This window comes from Chitinophaga pollutisoli (assembly GCF_038396755.1).
GTDB classification, from domain to species: Bacteria; Bacteroidota; Bacteroidia; order Chitinophagales; family Chitinophagaceae; genus Chitinophaga; species Chitinophaga pollutisoli.
The window spans coordinates 1,062,340-1,082,829 of the sequence record NZ_CP149822.1 but is presented as its reverse complement, the minus strand read 5'-3'; the positions used below and the strand labels follow the sequence as shown (position 1 = coordinate 1,082,829).

Genomic DNA, 20,490 nt, shown 5'->3' with positions numbered 1-20,490 from the left:
AAAGTTTACCATGAAGAGATTCCTGTTTTTATTGGCTGCCGTATGCTCCTTCGGCGCTTCGTCCGGGCAAACGCCGGCAAAAACCGATCCTGCCGTCCTGAAGCAGTTTATGGACATGCGCTTCGGGATGTTCATCCACTGGGGGCCTGTGGCGCTCCGGGGCACGGAAATCGGCTGGTCGCGGGGCAACCAGGTGGAAACGGCGGATTATGATAACCTCTACCGCGAATTCAACCCGGTATTGTTCAATGCCGACGAATGGGTGAAAATCGCGAAGGACGCGGGAATGAAATACCTCACCATCACCGCCCGCCACCACGATGGTTTTTGCCTCTGGCCTTCCGCCTTCACTGAATACGATATCGCTTCCACGCCTTACAAGAAAGACATCGTGGGTGCGCTCGCCAAAGCCTGCAGGCAGCAGGGCATCAAATTCTGCATCTACTATACGATCCTCGATTGGCATCATCCCGATTATCCCATTCACAGCCCTAAAACAAAAGTCATCGATCCCAAATCAGACATGAAGGCGTATGTGGCGTTTATGAAAAACCAGCTGAAGGAACTGATTACGAATTACGATCCCTACATGCTTTGGTTCGACGGGCAATGGGAGCAACCCTGGACCGACGAAATGGGCCGCGATCTCTACGCTTACCTCAAGCAACTCAAACCTTCAGTGATTACCAACAACAGGCTGGGGAAGGAAATGAGCGGGATGGAGGTAAAGCAGATAGACGCTTCGCGGATCGTGGGCGATTACGATACCCCGGAACAGGTAGTAGGTAAAATGAACATGGAAACGCCCTGGGAAAGCTGTTTCACCATCTGCACGCAATGGGCCTGGAAACCGAACGACAAAATGAAATCCCTCGAAACCTGCCTGGATATCATCTCCCGGACTGCGGGCGGTAACGGTAACCTGTTACTGAACGTAGGCCCGATGGCCGACGGCCGCATCGAAGCCCGGCAGGCAGGCCGTCTCCGCGAAATCGGCGGCTGGCTCAGGCAGAACGGGCAGGCGGTGTACGGCACGCTGGGCGGACCCTGGAAGCCGGTGGACCAATACGCCGCCACGCGGAAAGGAGACAAAATCTACCTGCATGTATTGAAACCTGTGGGTAACACCCTGTCGCTGAAAGCCCTTCCCGGCAGGCAGATCCGCAAAGCCGCCCTGATCGGCGGTGCGGAGGTGAAAGTGGAAACCGCAGGGGAGGAGATCCGTGTGTATCTCCCGGCATCCGCGCCCGCATCGCCATACGTTATCGAACTGACGCTGGACGGTAATGCGGAGCAATTACCAGTGCTTTAGATCTAAAATTGCCCTGTCATGAGAATATTACTCTTTTTCGCCATCATACTGTTTTTCGTCGGATGCGCTGGCAAGCAGGCCGTGCGCTATGGCATGGTAACGGGCCTGCATCCGGACAAGGCCGCCTACTACCGGCAGTTGCACGCGGATGTTTGGCCGGGGGTAGTGAAGACATTGCGGGATTGCCATATCCGCAACTATTCCATCTACCTGAAAGAAATCGACGGGAAATTACTTTTGTTCAGCTATTTCGAGTATACCGGAAACGATTTCGCCGCCGATATGAAAAAGATGGCCGCCGATTCCGTGACGCAGCGCTGGTGGAAAGAAACCGCGCCCACACAGATACCACTGCCCGATGCGGCCACGGCCGGGGAAACGTGGTCGCCGATGGAAGAGATCATGCATCTGCCATAGACGTCATGTGTAAAATTAATTTTATCGCCGGCTCCGCAATTGCGGGGCCGGTTCGTTTTCTGAAGGTTTGGAATCCGCCGGGATGGCCGCATTTGCTGAAATTCCCGGAATATGTATTACATAACTGAGGGAATTTATACTAATTTCATTCCCGTGTTGGAACTTGTCAAATCCATAAAGCAAGGTAACGAGACGGCATTCAATGCGGTATTTCAGCAATTCCGGGATAAGGTTTTCCGATATTTCATGAAGAAGACGGAATCGGAAGAAGATGCCCGCGACCTCCTGCAAACGACTTTTCTGCGCCTCTGGCAATACCGTCATTCCATGAACGGCGACTATACGATCGATCAGCATCTTTTTAACATCGCAAAAACCGTTTACATCGATTTTCTTCGCAAAAAGCAGGTGCTGGTATACCCTTCCGTAATGCCGGAACAGGAAACGCCCTCTCCGAAGCAGCCTGCTTGGGATCTCGAAAGGCGCCTCCACCAGGTGCTCGATACCATGCCCCGCGCGCGCAGGCAGGCTTTCCTTTTGCATAAAATACAAGGCTATTCCCACAAGGAAATAGCCGCTGAGATGAACATCACGGCAAAAGCGGTCGAAAATCATATTGCAAAGGCAGTCAGTGCTTTAAGGAAGCATCTTCAACATTTTTCCATTATTTTTTTCATGGCCGGAGGGATTTTCCTTTCCGGATCGTATTACTTGTTAGCATGAATATTTCCAGAGAACAGATTGACAGGTTTTTCAGGGGAGAATGCACCGCCGCGGAAGCGCTGGCGGTGAGCGATTACCTGGAAAATAACCCCGGGGCTGCGGACGATTTCCTTCCTTCGCAGGAATGGGCGGAATCCGCTGGAAATGCAGGTAAAACGGAAACTTACTGGCAGGAAGTTTGGCAAGACGTTCAACCCGTACCGGTGCGCCGTGTGGTACCGCTGTACAGGAAACTGGCGGTAGCGGCACTGATCGCCGGCGCAATGGCGGGAGCCTGGTATTTCATGGGTCACAAACAGCAACCGGCCACCGTTTTCATCGCAGAAGACATGCGCGTCGTTTTTAATAACGGGAAAGACATACTGCTGCACTTGCTGGAAGACAGCTCGTCCGCTGCCCTGCAACCGGGGTCGGGTATCCGGTACGATCCTGCATTCGCCAACGGACGGCGTGATATCTACCTGAATGGCGAAGCCGTTTTCACGACCCGGGGTAATGCGGAAATGCCCTTCTCCGTGCATGTCAATGGAATGGCCGTCACTGCCCTCGGCACAAAGTTCAAAGTCTCCGCCGAACCCGGCGGCCAGGCTACGAACGTTGTGCTCCTGGAAGGTAAAGTGATGATTAAAGCCACCGACACCACGCTGGCCCGCCTAGACCAGGATTACATCCTGCTGCCGGGCGACGAGTTTTCCTACAGCCGGGAGCTGGGCGTATCACTGCACAGAAAGTTGCCGGCCACGAAGCCCGCAGCCGGCGGAAACAGCAGGGATGCAGCAGCAGATGCGGCCAGGAACAGCTGGTACATGTTCGAGAACCAGGGGCTGTCGCAGGTATTCGATCAACTATCCGCCATTTACGACGTGCGGATTTATTACAATCCCGCCGACTTGCAGGGCATGAGCTTCATCGGGAAAATCGACCAGTCTGATTCGCTGGATAACATCCTGCGCGATATCACCATGCTGAACAACCTGATCGTAACGAAAAACAAAAAAGGGTTTATTATCAAATCAAAATAGACAGAGAGACGCGTTTTCTTTTTTCTTAATGCCGATGCTACTCCTTCAGAGCGCCCGCGGAGCGTTCGGGGATTGCTATGTCCGCTTATCGTTAAAATCCACTCAATGAAAAAGATGAAAGTTTTATCAACCTACCTGCTCGCCGTAATGGCCTGCCTGCTCTGCGGAACCGCCACTTCCGCGCAGGTGAACACCGGAAGGGTGAAAGGCGTCGTGCGCGACGAATCAGGCAACCCGATGCCCTTCGTGAACATACTGGCGAAAAACAGCCTCACCAACCTCACGTCGGGAACTCAGACAGATTCTGCGGGGGTATTTAACTTCCCGCGGCTTCCGGTTGAGGGAAGCTACGCTTTTATTGTCAGCATGATGGGGTTCGAAACACAAACCTTGTCGGGATACAACCTCAAGGCAAACACTTCCACTTCTATCATCGTTAAAATGAAAAGCAGCCTGTCTGCCCTCAACGAAGTGGTAGTGGTAGGATACGGCACCCGGCGCAAAAGCGATATTACCGGCTCCGTGGCCATCGTTTCGGAGAAAGACCTCACACAAGGTGTCAACAACAACGCCATGCAGGCGCTCAACGGCAAGGCCGCAGGCGTATATGTGAGCCAGTCGAGCTCGGCGCCGGGCGGCGGCGTCGCCATCCGGGTGAGGGGCGCGGGTTCTATCAACAGCAGCAATGCCGTGCTGGTAGTGGTCGACGGGATGCCGGGAGTGGATCCCGCTTCCGTGAGCCAGGACGATATTGCATCCATCCAGGTGTTGAAAGACGCGAGCGCCGCGGCCATTTATGGTTCGCGCGCGGCAAACGGCGTGGTGCTGATCACTACCAAGAAAGGCGCGGCCGGGCAGATGAATATTTCCTATAACGGCTATGTGGGGATGCAGCAGCTGGCTAAGAAAATTCGCTTGCTGACTGCGCCGGAATACATGCAGGTGCTGAACGAAATGTCAGTAGCCCAGGGACAGGCGGAGCCATTCTCCCAGCGGTTCCGCGATTCCATCGGCAAAGGCACCGACTGGCAGGATGAAATCTACCAGACGGCTATGGCGCAAAACCACCAGCTGTCGTTCAACGGCGGCGCGAAGAACCACAAATATTACGTGGGCCTGAGTTATTTAAATCAGGACGGCATCCTGAAGAATACCAATTATGAGCGTTACAACGCCCGGGTGAATTACGACCTGTCGCCTTCCGAAAAGATCGATGTAACGCTGGCGTTGAATATTTCGCGGACGAAAAGCAACCAGGCCTACAATCAAACGGGTATCAACGAAAACGCGGGCGCCATCAATACCGCGCTCAATTTCGATCCCACCATTTCACCGCTTAAAGACGCCAACGGCCGCTACCGCCAGAACCCGCTGATCGCGCTGGAAAACCCGCTGGCAATCATATACGGCATCACGCGGAGCAACGTCGTGAACAATACCTACGGCATGCTGAGTGCGAACTACCGGCCGGTGAACGGGCTTACGCTCACGGCCAGGGTAGGAGCGGACCTGAGCACGGGCAGGCTGGATGCATACAACAGCCGCATCACGCAGTTCGGGCAATCTGCCGGGGGGATCGGTTCCATCGATTATGCCGACAATACGCACTGGCTGATGGAATACCTCGCCAGGTACGACCGCCGTATTGGCGGGCACAACCTTTCGCTCCTGGTGGGCACCACTGCCGAGCGGTACGACGGTTCGTCGGCCGGCGCCTCGTCGCGCATGTTCCTGTCCGATATCACTTATACCTACCTGCTGGGCAGCGGCGACGGGGTGAACGGGGATAACGTCAGCAGTTCCCGCAACTCCAACAAACTGCATTCCTATCTCGGCCGCTTGAATTACGAATACCGGGACAAATATTTGCTCACGGCTTCTTTCCGGTCGGATGGCACATCACGTTTCTCCGACGCGCATAAATACGCGCTGTTCCCTTCCCTGGCCGTGGGCTGGAACATCCATAAAGAGCCATTTATGCAAACGGCGAAGGCGGTTTCCAACCTGAAGCTGCGATTCGGTTACGGGCAGATCGGCAACCAGGATATCGGGAATTTCGCGACGTTGCAGACCTACAAAGCCGCGGGCCGCGCGGTGTTCGGCGATAATCTCTACCAGGGCGTTGAGCCCGCCCGCTTGCCGAATACGGCCCTGCGTTGGGAAACCACGGAGGAGTACAACGCCGGCGTCGATTTTGGATTTTTGAACGGAAGGATCAGCGGGTCGCTGGAATTTTACGTGAAGAATGCGAAAGACCAGCTCTTCAGCAAACCGGTTCCCGCATTTACCGGCTTCCCTTCGCAGGTTGTGAATTTCGGGAATGTGCGGAACAAAGGAATGGACTTCCTGCTGAATACACGCAATGTGGAAGGAAAGGATTTCAGCTGGGAAAGCAGTATTTCGTTGTCGTTGCTGAAAAATGAAGTAACGCGCCTGCCCGATTTCATTCCGCAGCTGCTGACGGGTGCTTTCTCTTTCGTGCCCAACTTCGCGCTGGTGCAAACGGGAATGCCGATCTATTCCTATTACGGGTATGAAGTGGACGGGATCTTCCAGACCGACCAGGAGGCCGCGGCTTCCGGCCAGCCGGGCGCCAAAGCGGGATCGCCGCGATTCAGGGATCAGGATGGGAACAAATCCATCGATCCGAAAGACCGGGTGGTATTGGGCAGTCCGCTGCCGAAGGTGACCTGGGGCTTCAATAACACCTTCAATTACAAGAAACTCAGCCTGAACGTGCTGGTACTGGGCGTGCACGACGCTTACGCGCTGGATGCCAACATCGTGGAATCCTTATACCCGATCAACTTCCAGCGGAATCATATGGCAGAGTATTATCTCGACCGCTGGACGCCGGAAAACCCCGGCGCCAGGTATCCTTCCGGCATCAACGCGTCTACCTACGGCGGACAGTATTCCGTGAATTCGTACACCGTGCAGGACGTATCGTTCGTTCGCCTGAAAACGCTGACGCTGGGTTACACTTTCCCTCTCGCCGGTAAAACGATCAAAAGCATCAACGCCTATGTGGCGGGCGATAACCTGTTCACCATTACCGGTTACAACGGCTACGACCCCGACGCCAACTCGCGCAATGCGGTGGCCCGTGTGGCGCAGAACAGCTATCCGTTGGCGAAAGTATACCGCCTGGGCATGAAGCTTAATTTTTAATCCACGTAAAAGCTAAACGATGAAAATGACCAAACCGATCATATACTTTGCGGCCGCCTGCCTGCTCACGGCATCCGGATGCAAGAAATTCCTGAAAGAAGATATTTATACTGAATATGATCCCGCCCAGTTCGGGAATTCCGTGGACGGTTTCGAGAAGGTGCTGAACAGCGCTTATGCAGAACTGCAGGTTACGGGTTACGCCAACCGGAACGATGTGTATTGTTACGGGGAATTCTGTACCGATGTGATGCTGCAAAGCGGCGGTGGCTTTGAGGCTTCCGCCAAGGAATTCATCACCTTCACCTGGAACCCCACCAACGACTTCTTCAACTCCACCTGGTCCAAAGGCTTCCGCGCCATCCGCAACAGCAACGTACTGCTGGATAACAAAGACGCCGCCACGGCCGTGCCCGCCGGGAAATTGAAGGAGTTGGTGGCGGAAGCGCGGTTCGTACGGGCGGCAGCCTACGCTTACCTGTACAATTTCTTCGGCCCGGTGCCGCTGATCACAACCGCCAAAAACATCGATCCGGAAATGACGCGGGCTACAGACGCCGCGATGACGGCGTTCATCATCGACGAGCTGAAGGCTGCCGCGCAGGATCTGCCGCCGAAACAGGCGCTGCGCGGAAAAGCGACGAAAGGCGCAGCATTGGCCATCCTGTGCAAGTTCTATCTCAATAAAAAGATGTGGAAGGAATGTGCAGACGCGGCGCAGGAAATACGTGAGCTGAACCAGTACGGTCTTTTCGGGAACGTGGACCGGCTGTTTGCGGTGGAGAATGAAAATAATAATGAATACATCTTCGTGTATCCCTGCCTGGGGCAAACGGGCTTCGGCAATATCGTGATGGCGCATACCTTCCCGCCGGGATATCCCATCCAGTCCAACTGGATCATCTTCGGCGCGCAATTCAGGCTTTATACCAATTTCGTGGACAGCTTCGAGCCGGGTGATGAACGGTTGAAAATGATCCTGACCGAATACACCAATACCTCCGGCGTCACCATCCAGATGAACCGCAGCGCTGGCGGGCAGGCATTGAACAACGCGCGCTCGTTTAAATTCGTGCCCGATCCCGCGGGGCAATCGGCCGATATGGGGAACGATATCCCGGTGGTGCGTTATGCGGATATCCTGCTCGCCAGGGCGGAGGCGCTCAATGAACGGAACGGGCCCACCCAGGAATCGGTGGATCTTGTGAATGAAATACGCGGCCGTGCAAAAGCCAGTAAGATTGAACTGGCGGATTATGCATCGAAAGAGCAGCTGCGCGATTTCATACTGGCAGAACGGGCGCGCGAGTTTTTCGGAGAAGGCAAAAGGAGAGAAGACCTCATCCGCGCCGGCAAATTCATTTCCGGGGCGCAGGCACGTGGCATGAGCGCGAAAGACTGGCAGGTATTGTATCCCATCCCGCAGCGTGAGATCGAAGCGGATAAAAAACTGGATCAAAATGACGGGTATCCTAAATAAACTGGTGCTGCTGGCCGCCGGGATCACCACGGCAGCGGCGGGATTCTCCCAGCCGCTGCCCGCTCCCGCGCAGCTGGCATGGCAACGCGCGGAACTGGGCATGGTTTTTCATTACGACCTGCATGTATTCGACGGCAGGCAATACGGACAGGGCGGCAACCGCATCTCGCCTGTTCCAGATTATAATATTTTCCATCCTTCCCAACTCGACACCGATCAGTGGGTAAAAACGGCAAAGGATGCCGGCGCGCGCTTCGCCATCCTTACCGCTACCCACGAAACCGGCTTTGCGCTGTACCAGTCGGATGTAAACCCCTACTGCCTCAAAGCCCTGCGATGGAAAAACGGAAAAGCCGATATCGTGGCCGATTTCGTGGCTTCCTGCCGCAAATACGGCATTGCCCCGGGGATTTACATCGGCATCCGCTGGAATGCGTTCATGGGCGTGCACGATTTTAAAGTCCAGGGCGCGGATAACGCTTTCCGCCAAAACCGGCAGGATTATTACAACCGGATGGTAGAGGGGATGGTGGAGGAGCTCTGTACGCGCTACGGCCCGCTGTTCGAAATCTGGTTCGACGGCGGCGCTTCTGACCCGGCCGATGGCGCGCCGGATGTTTTGTCCATTGTTGAAAAGCACCAGCCGGGCGCACTGTTTTACTGGAATGGCCAACGTTCCGACGCGCGCTGGGGCGGCTCCGAAACCGGGACTGTCGGCTATCCCTGCTGGTCCACTTTTCCCTATCCCAGTATGCTGACCGCCCGTTACCCGGAGATCGCGGCCAACAATTATCACCTGGCCAAACACGGCGACAGTACCGGCAAATACTGGATGCCCGCCATGTCTGACGCGCCTTTGCGCGGCCACAACGGCCGGCACGAATGGTTCTGGGAACCCGGGGACGACCGGAGCGTGTACCCGCTCGATCACTTGTTGCGGATGTACGAACAATCTGTAGGCCGTAATTCCACCCTCATTCTGGGCCTGACGCCCGATACGGCGGGGCTGGTGCCCGCGGTGGATGCAAAACGGCTGAAAGAATTCGGAGCGGCGGTGCGCACGCGTTATGACGCGCCACTGGGCGCATTTGTACCGGGTAGCGGAGTTCCTGAAATCCGATTGGGCGCGTCCCGCCTGGTGAACCAGGTGATGATCGGGGAAGATATCACGCAAGGCGAGCGCATCCTGTCGTTTTTCGTGGAAGCCAAAACCGGCGGCCGCTGGCAGAAGGTATACGCGGGAACGGCCGTGGGGCATAAGCATATCGCTACTTTCCCGGCGGTGAAGGCCGCGGCACTGCGCCTGCGGATCATGCACCATCGCGGTACGCCTGCGTTGATGGTTTTTAATGCTTATTTTAACGAAGAAATCCAGCCGAAATGAAGAAATATCTCATCACCGCCGCAGCGGGCTTCCTGCTGTGGCAGGGCGCGGCGGCGCAGCAAAAGTCCCGGCCCAATATTATTTTTTTCCTGGTCGACGATATGGGCTGGCAGGATACCTCCGAACCCTTCTGGGATAGTATCACGCCCGCCAACCGGAAGTTCCGCACGCCCAATATGCAACGCCTGGCGCGCACAGGCATGAAGTTCACCAACGCCTACGCCACGCCCGTGTGCACCCCTCGCGCGTTAGCCTGCTATCAGGCATGAACGCCGCCAGCCACCGCGTTACCAATTGGACGAGCACCTTCAATAAAAGCACCGACGCAAAAGACAGCCTCCTCCAGCCGCCGGCCTGGAATGTAAACGGTTTGTCGCCCGACGGAAAGCAGGAGCGGAGCGCATACGCCACGCCGCTGCCGCAAATCCTCAAAAACAACGGTTATTATACCATCATGTGCGGAAAAGCCCACTTCGGGACGTACCAAAGCATCGGTAAAGATCCGCTGAACCTGGGTTTCGTGAAAAACATCGCGGGCAGCGCCGCCGGTCATCCCGCGTCGTATTTCGGGGAGAAAGACTTCGGCTTCAATCCCGAAAAATACATCGTACAGGCCGATATGCCGGGTATGCAAAAGTATTACGGCAAAGATATATTCCTCACCGAAGCGCTTACCCTGGAAGCCATGCTGGCGATGGATACGGCCCGGCAACGGCAGCAGCCTTTCTTCCTGTACATGGGCCACTACGCCGTACACCTCCCGTTCCAGGAAGACGCGCGCTTTATGCAGCACTACCTCGACCAGGGCTTGCCCCGGCCGGAAGCCGCCTATGCTGCGTTGCTGGAAGGGATGGACAGGAGCCTCGGGCAATTGCTCGATTATCTCGACACAAACGGACTGACCGATAATACCATCGTCATCTTCATGTCGGACAACGGCGGGTACTCGCATCCACCCCGCGAAGGCGGGCACAACACACAAAACTGGCCGTTAAGGGGCGGGAAAGGCTCCATGTACGAAGGCGGCATCCGCGAGCCGATGATGGTCCGCTGGAATGGGGTAACCGCCCCGGGAAGCGTCAGCGGCCAATACGTGATCATCGAGGATTTTTATCCCACGATCCTCGAAATGGCAGGTGTGAAGAAGTACAGGACCCTCCAGCAGGTAGACGGCCAGAGCATGGTGAAGTATCTCCGCAACCCCAACCTCCGGAACAACAATCGCCCGCTCGTATGGAATTACCCCAACAACTGGGCCGGCGGCAACCTCGGCGAAGACAATTCCTTCATGACCGCCATCCGCCAGGGCGATTGGAAGCTGGTGTATTTCGAGAAACCCGGCAAACTGGAACTTTATCATCTCGCTACCGACATCAGGGAAGAACATGACCTTTCCGCGCAAAATCCCGCTAAAACGAGGGAGATGGCCCGGCTCCTCACCGCGCAGCTGAAGCGGCAAAAGGCGCAGATGCCGGTCTATATTCAATCCGGGAAACCGGTGCCTTATCCCGACGAACTTTTACCCATTAAATAACATCAGACTAATAGGAAACGGCCCCGCGAAGGGGCCGTTTGTTTCATATGCATCAATTGCTAATTGGGTGCAGCTTTTATGCTTATGTTTTTTCGGCACTAAAATTTCTTTGTTGGTGCATGCATCTGCCGGTACAGGTGTGAGCAAATACTATCCCCGATAGAGATCGGGAATCCCTTGTCTCATCAATTATCCTTTTCAGTGTATGATCTAAACCCGCGTCAATCAAACGGGCAGACGTACGAAACTGAGGAAACCATGCAAAAGCGTGATGAATGCCGGAGCACCTGAGCCGTTGTGCTCCGAAATGATGTAAATGGTTGGTTTTTGATTTTCGTATCCGTGAATTGCGTTAGGTCTGTTGAATCTGGTTGGTTGTCGCTATTGTCTGTATGTATACGTCTTTGAACGAAATTCCTGTATATTTTTCAATTTTCGTCAACCGCGCCAATAAACCGTAAATTTTCCGGGGAAGCGTTGGAATTTGACATTTTTTGTCGGTGGATGATCACTGCAATCGTACGTAACCTGAACTTCTTCCAGCAGGTATTGCAAGGATGCGGGGGAAGTGACTGCGGTCATCGCCCGATCTGCGGGAAATCATTGCGGCCAACGGCGGAAAAAAGGAATTTGCTGCCAAACTTCACCAGCCGTCATGACTACCACCCAGCCAGAAATCACTGATTTGCTCAACAGGAATTTTCCCTTGCTTCCGGGGAGCGTGAAAGACCTTATTGGCCAGTCTGCCAGCGTTATCACAACTCAGAAGGGGGACACGATCACACGCCAGGGGCAGCTTCTGCGCAACGCCATTCTCGTGGCGGAAGGGCATATGAAAGTCTACCGCGAAGGCCCGGAAGGGGAGATTTTCATGTATTACCTCGAAGCGGGGCACGCCTGCGCCATGACGTTCGTCTGTGCGCAGGGCAGTGAATTGAGCGGTGTCATGATCACCGCGCTGGAGAACAGCCGGATAATATTGCTGCCACTGGCGGTGATGGATCGCCTCATGCGCGAAAGCCACGAATGGAACCATTTTGTCGTCAACACCTACCGCGCGCGTTTCGATAATCTGCTGCAGGCTTTCGACGGCGTCGTGTTCAAGAAACTCGACCAGCGCCTGCTGGATTACCTCCACGATCACTCCGCCCGGATCAATAGCCGCACGCTGCAAATCACCCATCAGCAGATTGCCGACGACCTGCATTCCACCCGGGAAGCGGTATCGCGCTTATTGAAAAGCATGGAGCAGCAGGGGCTCCTGGCCATCAACCGCAACAGCCTGTTGCTAAAAACGGGCATTGTGCGCGCGGATTAAACAGTGGCTTCGCGGTTGGAGAAAACCTTCACGCCATTATACGTAACATCCCAGGTAACGGGGAGGATTTTTTTAGCATATCGCTCACGCCGCAAAATTTCTCCTGCGACTGCGTGACGGCGTTCAGCGCCTCCTCGCGGGCGTCTTGCGGACCTTCAAAAATATAATCGAGATGGATGGCGATGTATTGCATCGGGTGGCCCTGGGACAGTTCGCCGCGAACCTGGACGTCGAAACTGCCGATTTCCTTTTTTGCTTTGCGGAGCAGGGAGATGACGTCCATGCCGGTGCAGCCGGAGAGGGCGGTCAGCACCAATGGTTTGGGAATCGGACCGTTGTTTTCACCGCCAACTTTCTCGGGACCATCCATCACAATGGTGTGGCCGTTGACGAGGGAGTTGAATTGCATTTTGCCCATCCATTGGGAAACGATTTCGTGGTGCATAATCTGTTTGATTTGATTTTTGTACCACAAAGTTGGCGGAAACGAACCGGGAGTTTGGTAACAAGGATCACATAGCGTCCAAAGGCAAGACCCGCCTGGGTGGGCGGGTCTTGCTGCATATCATTTCATGGCGCGATTAGAATTCCAACTCCACCGTCCGCTCGTCGGGTGGGAGGCATTGTTTGATATCGCAGCACTGGAAGTACAATCCCGCTTTGATTTTGCCGCTGGTTTTATCGGTCCTGGCGAATTTCTGCACGAACAATGCATGATTCTCATAAATCAGCACCCCGGGATCATTGACAGAAGCCATCGGTTTCGACTTGATCCAGGCGCCGGCTTTCCGCAGGGATGCGGGCGCATCCAGGATGGGATCCAGCTGAATGTATGGCTGGTTTTCAGGAACGAACGCGTAGATATGCCAACCGGGGAGAATCTCCGTTTTCACGATCACGGCCAGGCTGTCGTTGTCCACGACTACCATCGCGTTCACGGTAACGGGTGTGGTTTCCGCAGGGGAGGGCACTTCAGCGCGGCGGCTTCCTTTTCTATCTTTTTATCAAACCTGCTTTGGCAAAATGCGGCGGCAGGCATCAGCATCATTAGCAACAATACGATTTTCATCAGTTGTAAGTATTGATTACCCAGCGGAAACCATTCGTTTCGCTGAAGAACAGTTTTTTACGGTGTTTGGACAGCCAGTTGCTCCAGTTGGCCGCGGCGGTGTACTTTTCGCCCGTGTAACGTTGGAGCACGCGTAGCGCGAGGTCTTCTTTTTCTTTCTTTTTCAGCATACCGATGCAGGCGTCCAGCAACTTGAGGCTATGGTTGGGAATGCCGATCTGCGCCACGTCTTCGTCGATGGTGTAACTGAAGAAAGCATTCGGGTCGCAATAGATATAATCGAAGTTGCTGTTCATGTAAGCCTGGAAAGCGGCGGCGTCTGAACCGAATTTAGCGGCATATTTGCCCATGATCCCTTTCAGGTAGCCGTCCCAGGTGGGCAGCGGTTGTTCGTGTTCATAATACGGGTACATTTCTTCTTCCTGGGAAGTAAGCGCCTGTCCGGCGGCTTTCTTCGCGTCGATGCGCGCTTTTTCCTTCTTGTTATGCTCGTTGAATTCTTTGATGGATTTTAGGTATTCTTCGAAAGTAGCCCGGTCGGCGTTGGCGATGATCTCGCGAACATTGTTCGTGGTGGCCATCCGGTCGTTGTACTTCCGGGTGATGGGCGTTTTGCCGTCGAATTGCTGCATGTAGGCTACGGTATTGACGAACACCTTTTTCGCTTCTTCCGTCATTTTTACCGGCGAGGAGGCGAAGCCCCACAGGAAAAAGTTACCATGACGGCCCAATGCTACCGCGCCCACGTCTTTGGTGCAAACGCCGCTGGAGATCACCTCTGCGTCAGGGCCTTCGGTGAACCGGTCGCCGCGGGCCACGAGGCCCACCCGGGCGTTCCTGTCGGTCAGGTAGCCTTCGTTCTGCACTTTCCACATGGGGATCTGTTTCGGGATGGATTTGCCGGTTGTATAATGGAAAAGCCCTTCCGGCGCGTCTTTCGTTTCCAGGGTGGGGGTTACTTTGGCGAGGGGGCCTTTAAAGATGGCGTGCTTCGTATTCAGATGGTGCGCGTCTGCATCGAGGCACAGGCATAGCCAGTCGAGTTTCAGGCCGATGCCTTCGCCCATTTCAGGCGCGGTGTTGGCGATGAAAACGACCGGTTTGGAGAAATCGTCGGGCAGGTAGAGGGGCCGCTTGTGGTTTTTGATCCGGTTGGAATCCTGGTTCGGCAGGGGATTGGGCCGGAAATCGAAAATGGTGACATCGAACGGCTGGGAGCTTTCCGGCTTCCAGTCGCGGCAATCCATGGTGGTCACCTGGGTGAAGTATTCGTCCAGCAGCGCTTTAAATGCCGGCATCCGCACCGGGTATTCCGCGGTAAACCCTTCTTTGGACATGCCGCCGGGCGCCGAGCGGGTGATTTCCGGCATGGGGCGGGCGGGATCGTACCCCACGAAGAGCACTTTCAGCTGCCTTTTGGCCGATTGTGATTGCCCCACGGCAGCCGTGGCAAAGAGGCTTCCTATCAGGACGAGAACACATAGGAATCTTTTGTTCATAATACTGGTTTAATGGTTGATAAATTGCTTTTATGCAATGTACTTACCTATAAATAGAGTCCCGCCAACGCGATTTGTACGTAAAAAATGGGTGATTTGTTAGATTTGCGCTGGTTTTACATCAACCCGCCCTATACAATGAATAAAGATTCCTTCGCCCAACTGTACAAAACCTGGCCCACCGATCAATTGCTGGATATCATCAACAATCCGGGCGACTATCAGCCGGTTGCCCTGGAGGCTGCGCGAATGGAGCTTGACAGCCGCCAGCTCAGCGGGTCTGAAATGGAAAGCGCTGCCGCCATTCAGGCGGGCAGGCAACAGGAAAAGGCGGACCGGCAACAGAAAGTTGCGTCCATAAAGCAAAACTTCCAATCGGCGGGCACTGCGATCGCGGAGGCGCTACGGCCGATAGAACAGACCACTCCCACGGCAGACAGAACGATAAAATACCTCGCATTGTTATTAGGCGGCCTGGCGCTCTGGGAATTGTATTCGGATTTTCGCTTTCTCGCAGCCATGTTCACGGATGCATCAGCGGAATGGGATTTGAGTGTATCCCTTCATTTTTTGCCGCTGTTCGTTTTCCCGTGTGCCGCCCTGCTGTTATGGTTCAGGAAGAAAGGCGGGTGGGTGCTTGCGACGGGGTTCTTCTCGATGTCGGCTATTTCGGTTTTAATGACACTGAAATTAGCCATATGGAGCCGGGTAATACACACGCAGCTGTATGATAGTTTCTTCTCGCCGCCTTCACCACAGAGATTCATTGTGCCGTTGATAATACATATCGGTGCGATTTGGTTTTTGTCGAAAGCCAACATCCGGTCGGTATTCCATATCAGCAAACCGGTAATGTTCCTGACGATCGGCGTGGGCGTTTTGCTATTTGTACTGGTGAGCCTGGCATCGATGTAGATACAGCGCATAGTTTTCAAGCCCGAAACCCAAGCCGTCAGGTATGGTTTTTTCGGTATTTTTGATATATATTCATTGCTTATGATACTCATCGCCATTCTGCTTCCCGCTTTATCATTCCTCCTGAGGGGCAAAATCCTCCATGCCATAGTTTGTTTTGTACTGCAGATCACGATCATCGGCTGGTTGCCCGCAGCCCTCTGGGCGGTGTTTTCCCTGCATAATGCCCGGGAGGAACGCCGGACGGCCCGCATCGTAAGGGCCATGCGCAACAGCCGGTAGTCCCATGACACCTCTTCCGGAACTTTTTCCGTTTTGCGTAAATGCCTTCTCCGGAAAGCCGTAAGTATTCCCAATTCCCTTATCTGTACGGCATTGCATGCCAATAGCTCCCCTGTAACCGGATTTTTCCTGATCCGACTTCCCGCCCCGCATCCCCCTTGTTATTTTTGCAACCGGATCCTGCTTTATACATAGACGCCGCCGGGCTTGCACCGGCACAGGGCCCGCCTGAACATTGAATATTATACGACTGCCTTACACGGCAGCAATTATACTTTATTACTGACCATGAGTACTCCCGCAAAACAGCCGAGAAAGAAAAAGTCCAACCGCTCGCTCTTCTATCGCATATCCGCCTGGTTGCACCTTTGGCTGGGATTGGTGACGGGGATCATCGTCGTAATCGTATGCCTCACCGCTTGTATCTGGGTGTTCAACGAAGAAATAACCGATATGATGGAGCCCCGCCACGCCGTGGCCCGCCAGGACAAGGAGGTGATCCTCCCGTCCAAAATCATGGAAGCAGCCGCGGCTGACTTCCCCGGCAAACGCGTCACTTACGCCACTTACCGCACGGGTAGGGTGGTGGAAGCCGGAGTAGGCGGGCGCAGGGGTGGTTCCACCATCAAACTGAACCCTTACACCGCCGAAGTGGTGACCAAAGAGGTACGGAAAGAAGGCGAGGTAGGTTTTTTCCGCTGGATACTGAACGGGCATCGCTTCCTCTGGATGCCCTACGAAATCGGGCGGCCCATCGTCAATTACAGCATCCTCATTTTCCTCATTACGCTGATCACCGGCATGGTGATGTGGTGGCCGAAGAAATGGAACAAATCCACCCGCCGGCAATCCTTCAAAATCAAATGGAACGGCACCGTCAAACGCATCAACTACGACCTGCATAACGTACTGGGTTTTTATACCCTGCTCATCCTCTTTGCTATCGGCGCAACCGGCATCGTATACGGCTTACAGTGGTGGAGCAAAGGACTTTACTGGGCCACCACCGGCGGTAAATCCCTGCCGGAATACGTGGAAAAGAAATCCGACTCCCTGCAGGCCGGCAAACATTATACGCCCGAACAGGCCGCCGATATCGCGTTCCAGACCGTGATCCGGAAACACCCCCAGGCCAACGGTTTCTACATGTCATTCCCCGATACTTCCAAACCCAAATCCAGCATCCTCGTGATCGCATACCCGGATAAAGGTCAGTATTACAACACCCACCGCTACACCTTCGACCAGCACACGCTGGCGGAACTGAAAGAACCCATGACCGTTTACGACGGGGATTTCGCGGAAGCCGATTTCGGTACCAAGCTCCGGAAGATGAACTACGACATCCACGTCGGCAGCATCCTCGGTCTTCCGGGTAAAGTACTGGCATTCTTCGCCAGTCTCATCGGCGCGACACTGCCTGTCACCGGGTTCATCATCTGGTGGGGCAAAAAGAAGAAAAAGAAAGGTCCGGTGAAGAAAGCTGCCGCTCCCAAGTCCCAGCCTAAACCTGCGGTCGCGGAAATGAATGCCGATTGAGGCGGAGGTGAAGTTAATAATGGTGCCAATTCCACAACGGAAGCACCGAAAGTAGAAACGGCATCCCGCTTTCGCAATGGGATGCCGTTTTTGTTTTAAGGATTTGTAGAGAAGATAGAACCGTTGGCGATAAGGGCGCGCCGGTTCATTTTCAGCATATCGGTTACCCATTGCGCAAAATCTTCCGGTTGCAGCACTCTCTCGGGGTTGCCGTCGGTGAGCGTTCCCAGGGTCAGGTCGGTGGCAATTGTACTGGGTGTCAGCGTCATCACCCGGATATTGCTTTTGCGCCATTCCGCCATCATGGATTGCGACAGGGAGATAACGGCCGCCTTGGAAGCCGCGTAGGCCGACATGCCGGCGCCGCCTTTCAACCCCGCCGTAGACGCTACATTGACGATATCCCCTTCATTCTTCGATTTCATGTACGGGTACACCGCCTGAGCGGCATAATACACGCCAAACAGGTTCACATCGATCACTTTCTTCCATGCTTCGGACGACATTTCTTCCAGCGTGCCGAAGTCGCCGATGCCCGCGTTATTGATGAGGATGTCCACCCCACCCAGTTCTTCGGCCAGCTTTTGAATGCCCGCCGTGGCGGCTTTTTCATCAGCGACATCGAAAACCGCGTAGCACGCATTTACGCCGTGTTTTTTGATTTCCTCCACGGTGCCCTTCATCGTGGCTTCGTTGCGGCCGGTAATGGCCACATGCACACCCTCCGCCGCGAGCGACAGTGCTACGGCTTTACCTAATCCCCTGCCACCACCAGTGACGATGGCTTTTTTGCCTTTAAGATCTATCATGTGTTTTTGATTTACGTTGGTATGTACAAAGTTAAGGCAGGAAAAGGAGACAAAAAGTGACGGGAGACGCAATTGTGATGGATGTCTACCCATTAAATTAATGCAAACGTAACACCCCGTTCAGCCATCCCTTAAAACCTTAGGGATACATTTGCCCTCACAAACGGCCATTACCAGTGGAAACAAACAACCGACCCTCGCTCCCAGGAACCCCGCTTCAGCAAGCGGGCGACGCCTCTTTCGATGCGGTTTATGCCCGCTACTGGAAGCCGCTGCTGATTGCCGCCACCCGCATGCTCAAAGACGAACAAGCCGCCGAAGACGTAGTGCAGGATACGTTCATCAAACTCTGGGAGCATTGGGGTATGCCGCATACAAATATCAAAGGTTGGCTGTTCACGACTTCCTATCACCTCGTCCTTAAAAAACTGAAACAATTACAGTCCGTCGAGAATATCGAGATGGCCAGGTTTGCCGAACCCCTCGCCGGAGAAGCCGATGCATCCATCAAAACCAGCCAGCTGCAGCGGGCTGTGGAAACTTGCATCGATAACCTCCCCGAACAATGCCGCCGCGTTTACACCATGAGCCGGCACAATAAATACCCCGTCAAATACATTGCCACGGAACTGGGCATATCTCCCAAAACCGTGGAGTTCCATATCACCACCGCCCTCCGGCGCATTCGCCGGCACATCAGCAGCGCGCTCTTCTCCCTGCTGTAATCAGACGGCTATACTTTTTTTAAAAATTCTGCCTGTCCACCCAGGGATACCCCTTTTTTCGGATTGTATAGTTAGCGGGTATGCTCATACCGGCATAAAACCGAAAAATGGACAAGGATAATTTCCGGGAACTATTACAAAAATACGCGGAAGGCCGGGCGCTCAGTCCGGAAGAAGAAACGCAGCTGCGGCAGGGTTACGACCAGCTGCTCGAAAGCGCATTGCATGCTACCCCGGCGGATCCCGCGGACGAACAGGGGCGCGACCTGCGCCGGCGGATCGAAAACGAGATCGCCGGCCGGCAAACGAAGCGCTTCCGGCTGCGGGACTTCCACCGCATCGCGGCCGCCCTGCTGATAGGAATGATACTCCTGGCCGGAACGTACTGGCTTTGGCCGGGCCCCCCGCAACGATACCCCCGTGGAGATCATGGCCGGCAGCAATAAAGCGCGCCTCACCTTGTCGGATGGCTCCGTTATTACCCTCGAAGATGCGCAAAACGGGACCCTCGCCACGCAAGGCGGCGTCCGGGTTGAAAAGGACAGCAACGGCAATATCCGGTATCATACCGGGGCAGCCCCCGCCGCAACGCCCGCTGCCATCAATACCATCACCACACCCAAAGGCGGACAGTTCCGCGTTACCCTGCCCGACGGATCGGTGGCCATGCTCAACGCGGCTTCCAGCCTCAGCTATCCCGTACGGTTTACCGGCGGGGAGCGCCGCGTCAAAATGACCGGCGAAGTCTATTTCGAAATCAGTAAACAACTACAGCCCGGCGGAAAAGGAAACGTCCCCTTTCTCGTGGAAGCCGCCGGACAAGAAGTGGCGGTACTGGGTACGCAATTCAATATCCATGCCTACCCTGATGAACCTGGCGTGAGAACCACGCTGGTGGAGGGAAGTGTGAAAGTACGCACGGAAAACGGGCAATCCGTGATCCTGGTGCCCGGTCAGCAGGCTGTATGGACGGATCAACTCGCTGTAATGCCCGCCGATATTGCCGGGCAGCTGGCATGGGTCAACGGCGATTTCGTGTTCCGGGGTGAAACCCTGGCCCATGTATTGCGCCAGGTTGCGCGATGGTACGACGTTTCGGTGGAATACCCGTCGCATATCGGCCAACTGCGGTTCAGCGGGATGATATCCCGGTCGCAGCCACTGTCCGCCATCATCAAGATGATGCAAACCACGAAAAAAGCAACGGTAACCATAAAGGAAAGGAGGTTGATCGTGACAGATTAATACACAACCGGAAAACGACAGGCGATAAAATGGCCAGAAGTGGTGG

20 protein-coding genes are annotated in these 20,490 nt (G+C 54.6%); 16 read left to right on the top strand and 4 right to left on the bottom strand.

From position 1 onward, the window contains the following. The first annotated feature begins 10 nt into the window (after window positions 1-10). The 10 genes from WJU16_RS04680 (at window position 11) to WJU16_RS04635 (ending at window position 12,361) form a co-directional block, all read left to right on the top strand. Window positions 11-1,312, top strand: a complete 1,302-nt coding sequence (locus WJU16_RS04680; RefSeq protein ID WP_341837160.1) for an alpha-L-fucosidase — start codon at window positions 11-13, stop codon at window positions 1,310-1,312. Between the two features lie 18 nt (window positions 1,313-1,330). Further along, window positions 1,331-1,729, top strand: coding sequence for an L-rhamnose mutarotase (locus WJU16_RS04675; RefSeq protein ID WP_341837159.1), 399 nt, complete (start codon window positions 1,331-1,333; stop codon window positions 1,727-1,729). A 111-nt stretch (window positions 1,730-1,840) separates the two neighbouring features. After that, window positions 1,841-2,452, top strand: coding sequence for a sigma-70 family RNA polymerase sigma factor (locus WJU16_RS04670; RefSeq protein ID WP_341837158.1), 612 nt, complete (start codon window positions 1,841-1,843; stop codon window positions 2,450-2,452). After that, window positions 2,449-3,474 carry a FecR family protein gene (locus WJU16_RS04665; protein ID WP_341837157.1) on the top strand — a complete coding sequence of 342 codons (1,026 nt, stop codon included), beginning with the start codon at window positions 2,449-2,451 and terminating at the stop codon, window positions 3,472-3,474. Before WJU16_RS04670 ends, WJU16_RS04665 begins: the two co-directional genes overlap by 4 nt. A 105-nt stretch (window positions 3,475-3,579) precedes the next feature. Then, complete coding sequence (locus WJU16_RS04660) at window positions 3,580-6,645, top strand: TonB-dependent receptor (RefSeq protein ID WP_341837156.1); 3,066 nt, start codon at window positions 3,580-3,582, stop codon at window positions 6,643-6,645. A gap of 25 nt (window positions 6,646-6,670) precedes the next feature. After that, the gene (locus WJU16_RS04655; protein ID WP_341837155.1) at window positions 6,671-8,125 is read left to right on the top strand and encodes a RagB/SusD family nutrient uptake outer membrane protein; all 1,455 of its coding nucleotides are present in this window, start codon (window positions 6,671-6,673) and stop codon (window positions 8,123-8,125) included. After that, on the top strand, window positions 8,106-9,509 hold the full coding sequence (locus tag WJU16_RS04650) for an alpha-L-fucosidase (RefSeq protein WP_341837154.1): 1,404 nt from the start codon (window positions 8,106-8,108) through the stop codon (window positions 9,507-9,509). Before WJU16_RS04655 ends, WJU16_RS04650 begins: the two co-directional genes overlap by 20 nt. Further along, on the top strand, window positions 9,506-9,778 hold the full coding sequence (locus tag WJU16_RS04645; RefSeq protein WP_341837153.1) for a hypothetical protein: 273 nt from the start codon (window positions 9,506-9,508) through the stop codon (window positions 9,776-9,778). The genes WJU16_RS04650 and WJU16_RS04645 overlap by 4 nt, the downstream gene beginning before the upstream one ends. Next, the gene (locus tag WJU16_RS04640; protein ID WP_341837152.1) at window positions 9,775-11,043 is read left to right on the top strand and encodes a sulfatase-like hydrolase/transferase; all 1,269 of its coding nucleotides are present in this window, start codon (window positions 9,775-9,777) and stop codon (window positions 11,041-11,043) included. Before WJU16_RS04645 ends, WJU16_RS04640 begins: the two co-directional genes overlap by 4 nt. Window positions 11,044-11,698: 655 nt before the next feature. Then, the gene (locus WJU16_RS04635; protein ID WP_341837151.1) at window positions 11,699-12,361 is read left to right on the top strand and encodes a Crp/Fnr family transcriptional regulator; all 663 of its coding nucleotides are present in this window, start codon (window positions 11,699-11,701) and stop codon (window positions 12,359-12,361) included. 28 nt (window positions 12,362-12,389) lie between these two features. On the opposite strand, the gene WJU16_RS04630 is transcribed toward WJU16_RS04635, so the two are convergent. The 3 genes from WJU16_RS04630 to WJU16_RS04620 form a co-directional block, all read right to left on the bottom strand. Then, a complete protein-coding gene (locus tag WJU16_RS04630; protein ID WP_341837150.1) occupies window positions 12,390-12,806 on the bottom strand; it encodes an OsmC family protein in 417 nt (138 codons plus the stop codon). 136 nt (window positions 12,807-12,942) lie between these two features. Beyond that, entirely contained in the window at window positions 12,943-13,290 is a 348-nt protein-coding gene (locus WJU16_RS04625; RefSeq protein ID WP_341838649.1) for a protein-disulfide reductase DsbD domain-containing protein, read from the bottom strand. Between the two features lie 139 nt (window positions 13,291-13,429). Next, window positions 13,430-14,929: a hypothetical protein gene (locus WJU16_RS04620; protein WP_341837149.1), complete on the bottom strand. Its 1,500-nt coding sequence runs from the start codon at window positions 14,927-14,929 to the stop codon at window positions 13,430-13,432. Window positions 14,930-15,067: 138 nt separating this feature from the next. On the opposite strand from WJU16_RS04620, the gene WJU16_RS04615 reads away from it, so the two are divergent. From WJU16_RS04615 to WJU16_RS04605, 3 genes are all read left to right on the top strand, one after another. Continuing rightward, a complete protein-coding gene (locus WJU16_RS04615) occupies window positions 15,068-15,844 on the top strand; it encodes a hypothetical protein (protein ID WP_341837148.1) in 777 nt (258 codons plus the stop codon). 81 nt (window positions 15,845-15,925) lie between these two features. Next, on the top strand, window positions 15,926-16,126 hold the full coding sequence (locus tag WJU16_RS04610; protein WP_341837147.1) for a YqaE/Pmp3 family membrane protein: 201 nt from the start codon (window positions 15,926-15,928) through the stop codon (window positions 16,124-16,126). Window positions 16,127-16,414: 288 nt separating this feature from the next. Further along, the gene (locus WJU16_RS04605) at window positions 16,415-17,665 is read left to right on the top strand and encodes a PepSY-associated TM helix domain-containing protein (protein ID WP_341837146.1); all 1,251 of its coding nucleotides are present in this window, start codon (window positions 16,415-16,417) and stop codon (window positions 17,663-17,665) included. A gap of 95 nt (window positions 17,666-17,760) precedes the next feature. Here WJU16_RS04605 and WJU16_RS04600 read toward each other — a convergent pair whose 3' ends face one another. Next, window positions 17,761-18,474: a 3-ketoacyl-ACP reductase gene (locus WJU16_RS04600; protein WP_341837145.1), complete on the bottom strand. Its 714-nt coding sequence runs from the start codon at window positions 18,472-18,474 to the stop codon at window positions 17,761-17,763. A gap of 176 nt (window positions 18,475-18,650) precedes the next feature. Between WJU16_RS04600 and WJU16_RS04595 the strand changes: the two genes are divergently transcribed. The 3 genes from WJU16_RS04595 to WJU16_RS04585 all read left to right on the top strand — a co-directional run bounded on the left by WJU16_RS04595 (window position 18,651) and on the right by WJU16_RS04585 (window position 20,444). Beyond that, the gene (locus tag WJU16_RS04595) at window positions 18,651-19,199 is read left to right on the top strand and encodes an RNA polymerase sigma-70 factor (RefSeq protein ID WP_341837144.1); all 549 of its coding nucleotides are present in this window, start codon (window positions 18,651-18,653) and stop codon (window positions 19,197-19,199) included. 107 nt (window positions 19,200-19,306) lie between these two features. After that, the gene (locus WJU16_RS04590) at window positions 19,307-19,645 is read left to right on the top strand and encodes a hypothetical protein (RefSeq protein ID WP_341837143.1); all 339 of its coding nucleotides are present in this window, start codon (window positions 19,307-19,309) and stop codon (window positions 19,643-19,645) included. Then, a complete protein-coding gene (locus WJU16_RS04585; protein WP_341838648.1) occupies window positions 19,629-20,444 on the top strand; it encodes a FecR domain-containing protein in 816 nt (271 codons plus the stop codon). Before WJU16_RS04590 ends, WJU16_RS04585 begins: the two co-directional genes overlap by 17 nt. Window positions 20,445-20,490 lie beyond the last annotated feature (46 nt).

Coding starts and splice junctions, on each gene's coding strand:
- WJU16_RS04680 (WP_341837160.1), top strand. CDS start 11: ATGAAGAGATTCCTGTTTTTATTGGCTGCCGTATGCTCCTTCGGCGCT.
- WJU16_RS04675 (WP_341837159.1), top strand. CDS start 1,331: ATGAGAATATTACTCTTTTTCGCCATCATACTGTTTTTCGTCGGATGC.
- WJU16_RS04670 (WP_341837158.1), top strand. CDS start 1,841: ATGTATTACATAACTGAGGGAATTTATACTAATTTCATTCCCGTGTTG.
- WJU16_RS04665 (WP_341837157.1), top strand. CDS start 2,449: ATGAATATTTCCAGAGAACAGATTGACAGGTTTTTCAGGGGAGAATGC.
- WJU16_RS04660 (WP_341837156.1), top strand. CDS start 3,580: ATGAAAAAGATGAAAGTTTTATCAACCTACCTGCTCGCCGTAATGGCC.
- WJU16_RS04655 (WP_341837155.1), top strand. CDS start 6,671: ATGACCAAACCGATCATATACTTTGCGGCCGCCTGCCTGCTCACGGCA.
- WJU16_RS04650 (WP_341837154.1), top strand. CDS start 8,106: ATGACGGGTATCCTAAATAAACTGGTGCTGCTGGCCGCCGGGATCACC.
- WJU16_RS04645 (WP_341837153.1), top strand. CDS start 9,506: ATGAAGAAATATCTCATCACCGCCGCAGCGGGCTTCCTGCTGTGGCAG.
- WJU16_RS04640 (WP_341837152.1), top strand. CDS start 9,775: ATGAACGCCGCCAGCCACCGCGTTACCAATTGGACGAGCACCTTCAAT.
- WJU16_RS04635 (WP_341837151.1), top strand. CDS start 11,699: ATGACTACCACCCAGCCAGAAATCACTGATTTGCTCAACAGGAATTTT.
- WJU16_RS04630 (WP_341837150.1), bottom strand. CDS start 12,806: ATGCACCACGAAATCGTTTCCCAATGGATGGGCAAAATGCAATTCAAC.
- WJU16_RS04625 (WP_341838649.1), bottom strand. CDS start 13,290: ATGGTAGTCGTGGACAACGACAGCCTGGCCGTGATCGTGAAAACGGAG.
- WJU16_RS04620 (WP_341837149.1), bottom strand. CDS start 14,929: ATGAACAAAAGATTCCTATGTGTTCTCGTCCTGATAGGAAGCCTCTTT.
- WJU16_RS04615 (WP_341837148.1), top strand. CDS start 15,068: ATGAATAAAGATTCCTTCGCCCAACTGTACAAAACCTGGCCCACCGAT.
- WJU16_RS04610 (WP_341837147.1), top strand. CDS start 15,926: ATGATACTCATCGCCATTCTGCTTCCCGCTTTATCATTCCTCCTGAGG.
- WJU16_RS04605 (WP_341837146.1), top strand. CDS start 16,415: ATGAGTACTCCCGCAAAACAGCCGAGAAAGAAAAAGTCCAACCGCTCG.
- WJU16_RS04600 (WP_341837145.1), bottom strand. CDS start 18,474: ATGATAGATCTTAAAGGCAAAAAAGCCATCGTCACTGGTGGTGGCAGG.
- WJU16_RS04590 (WP_341837143.1), top strand. CDS start 19,307: ATGGACAAGGATAATTTCCGGGAACTATTACAAAAATACGCGGAAGGC.
- WJU16_RS04585 (WP_341838648.1), top strand. CDS start 19,629: ATGGCCGGCAGCAATAAAGCGCGCCTCACCTTGTCGGATGGCTCCGTT.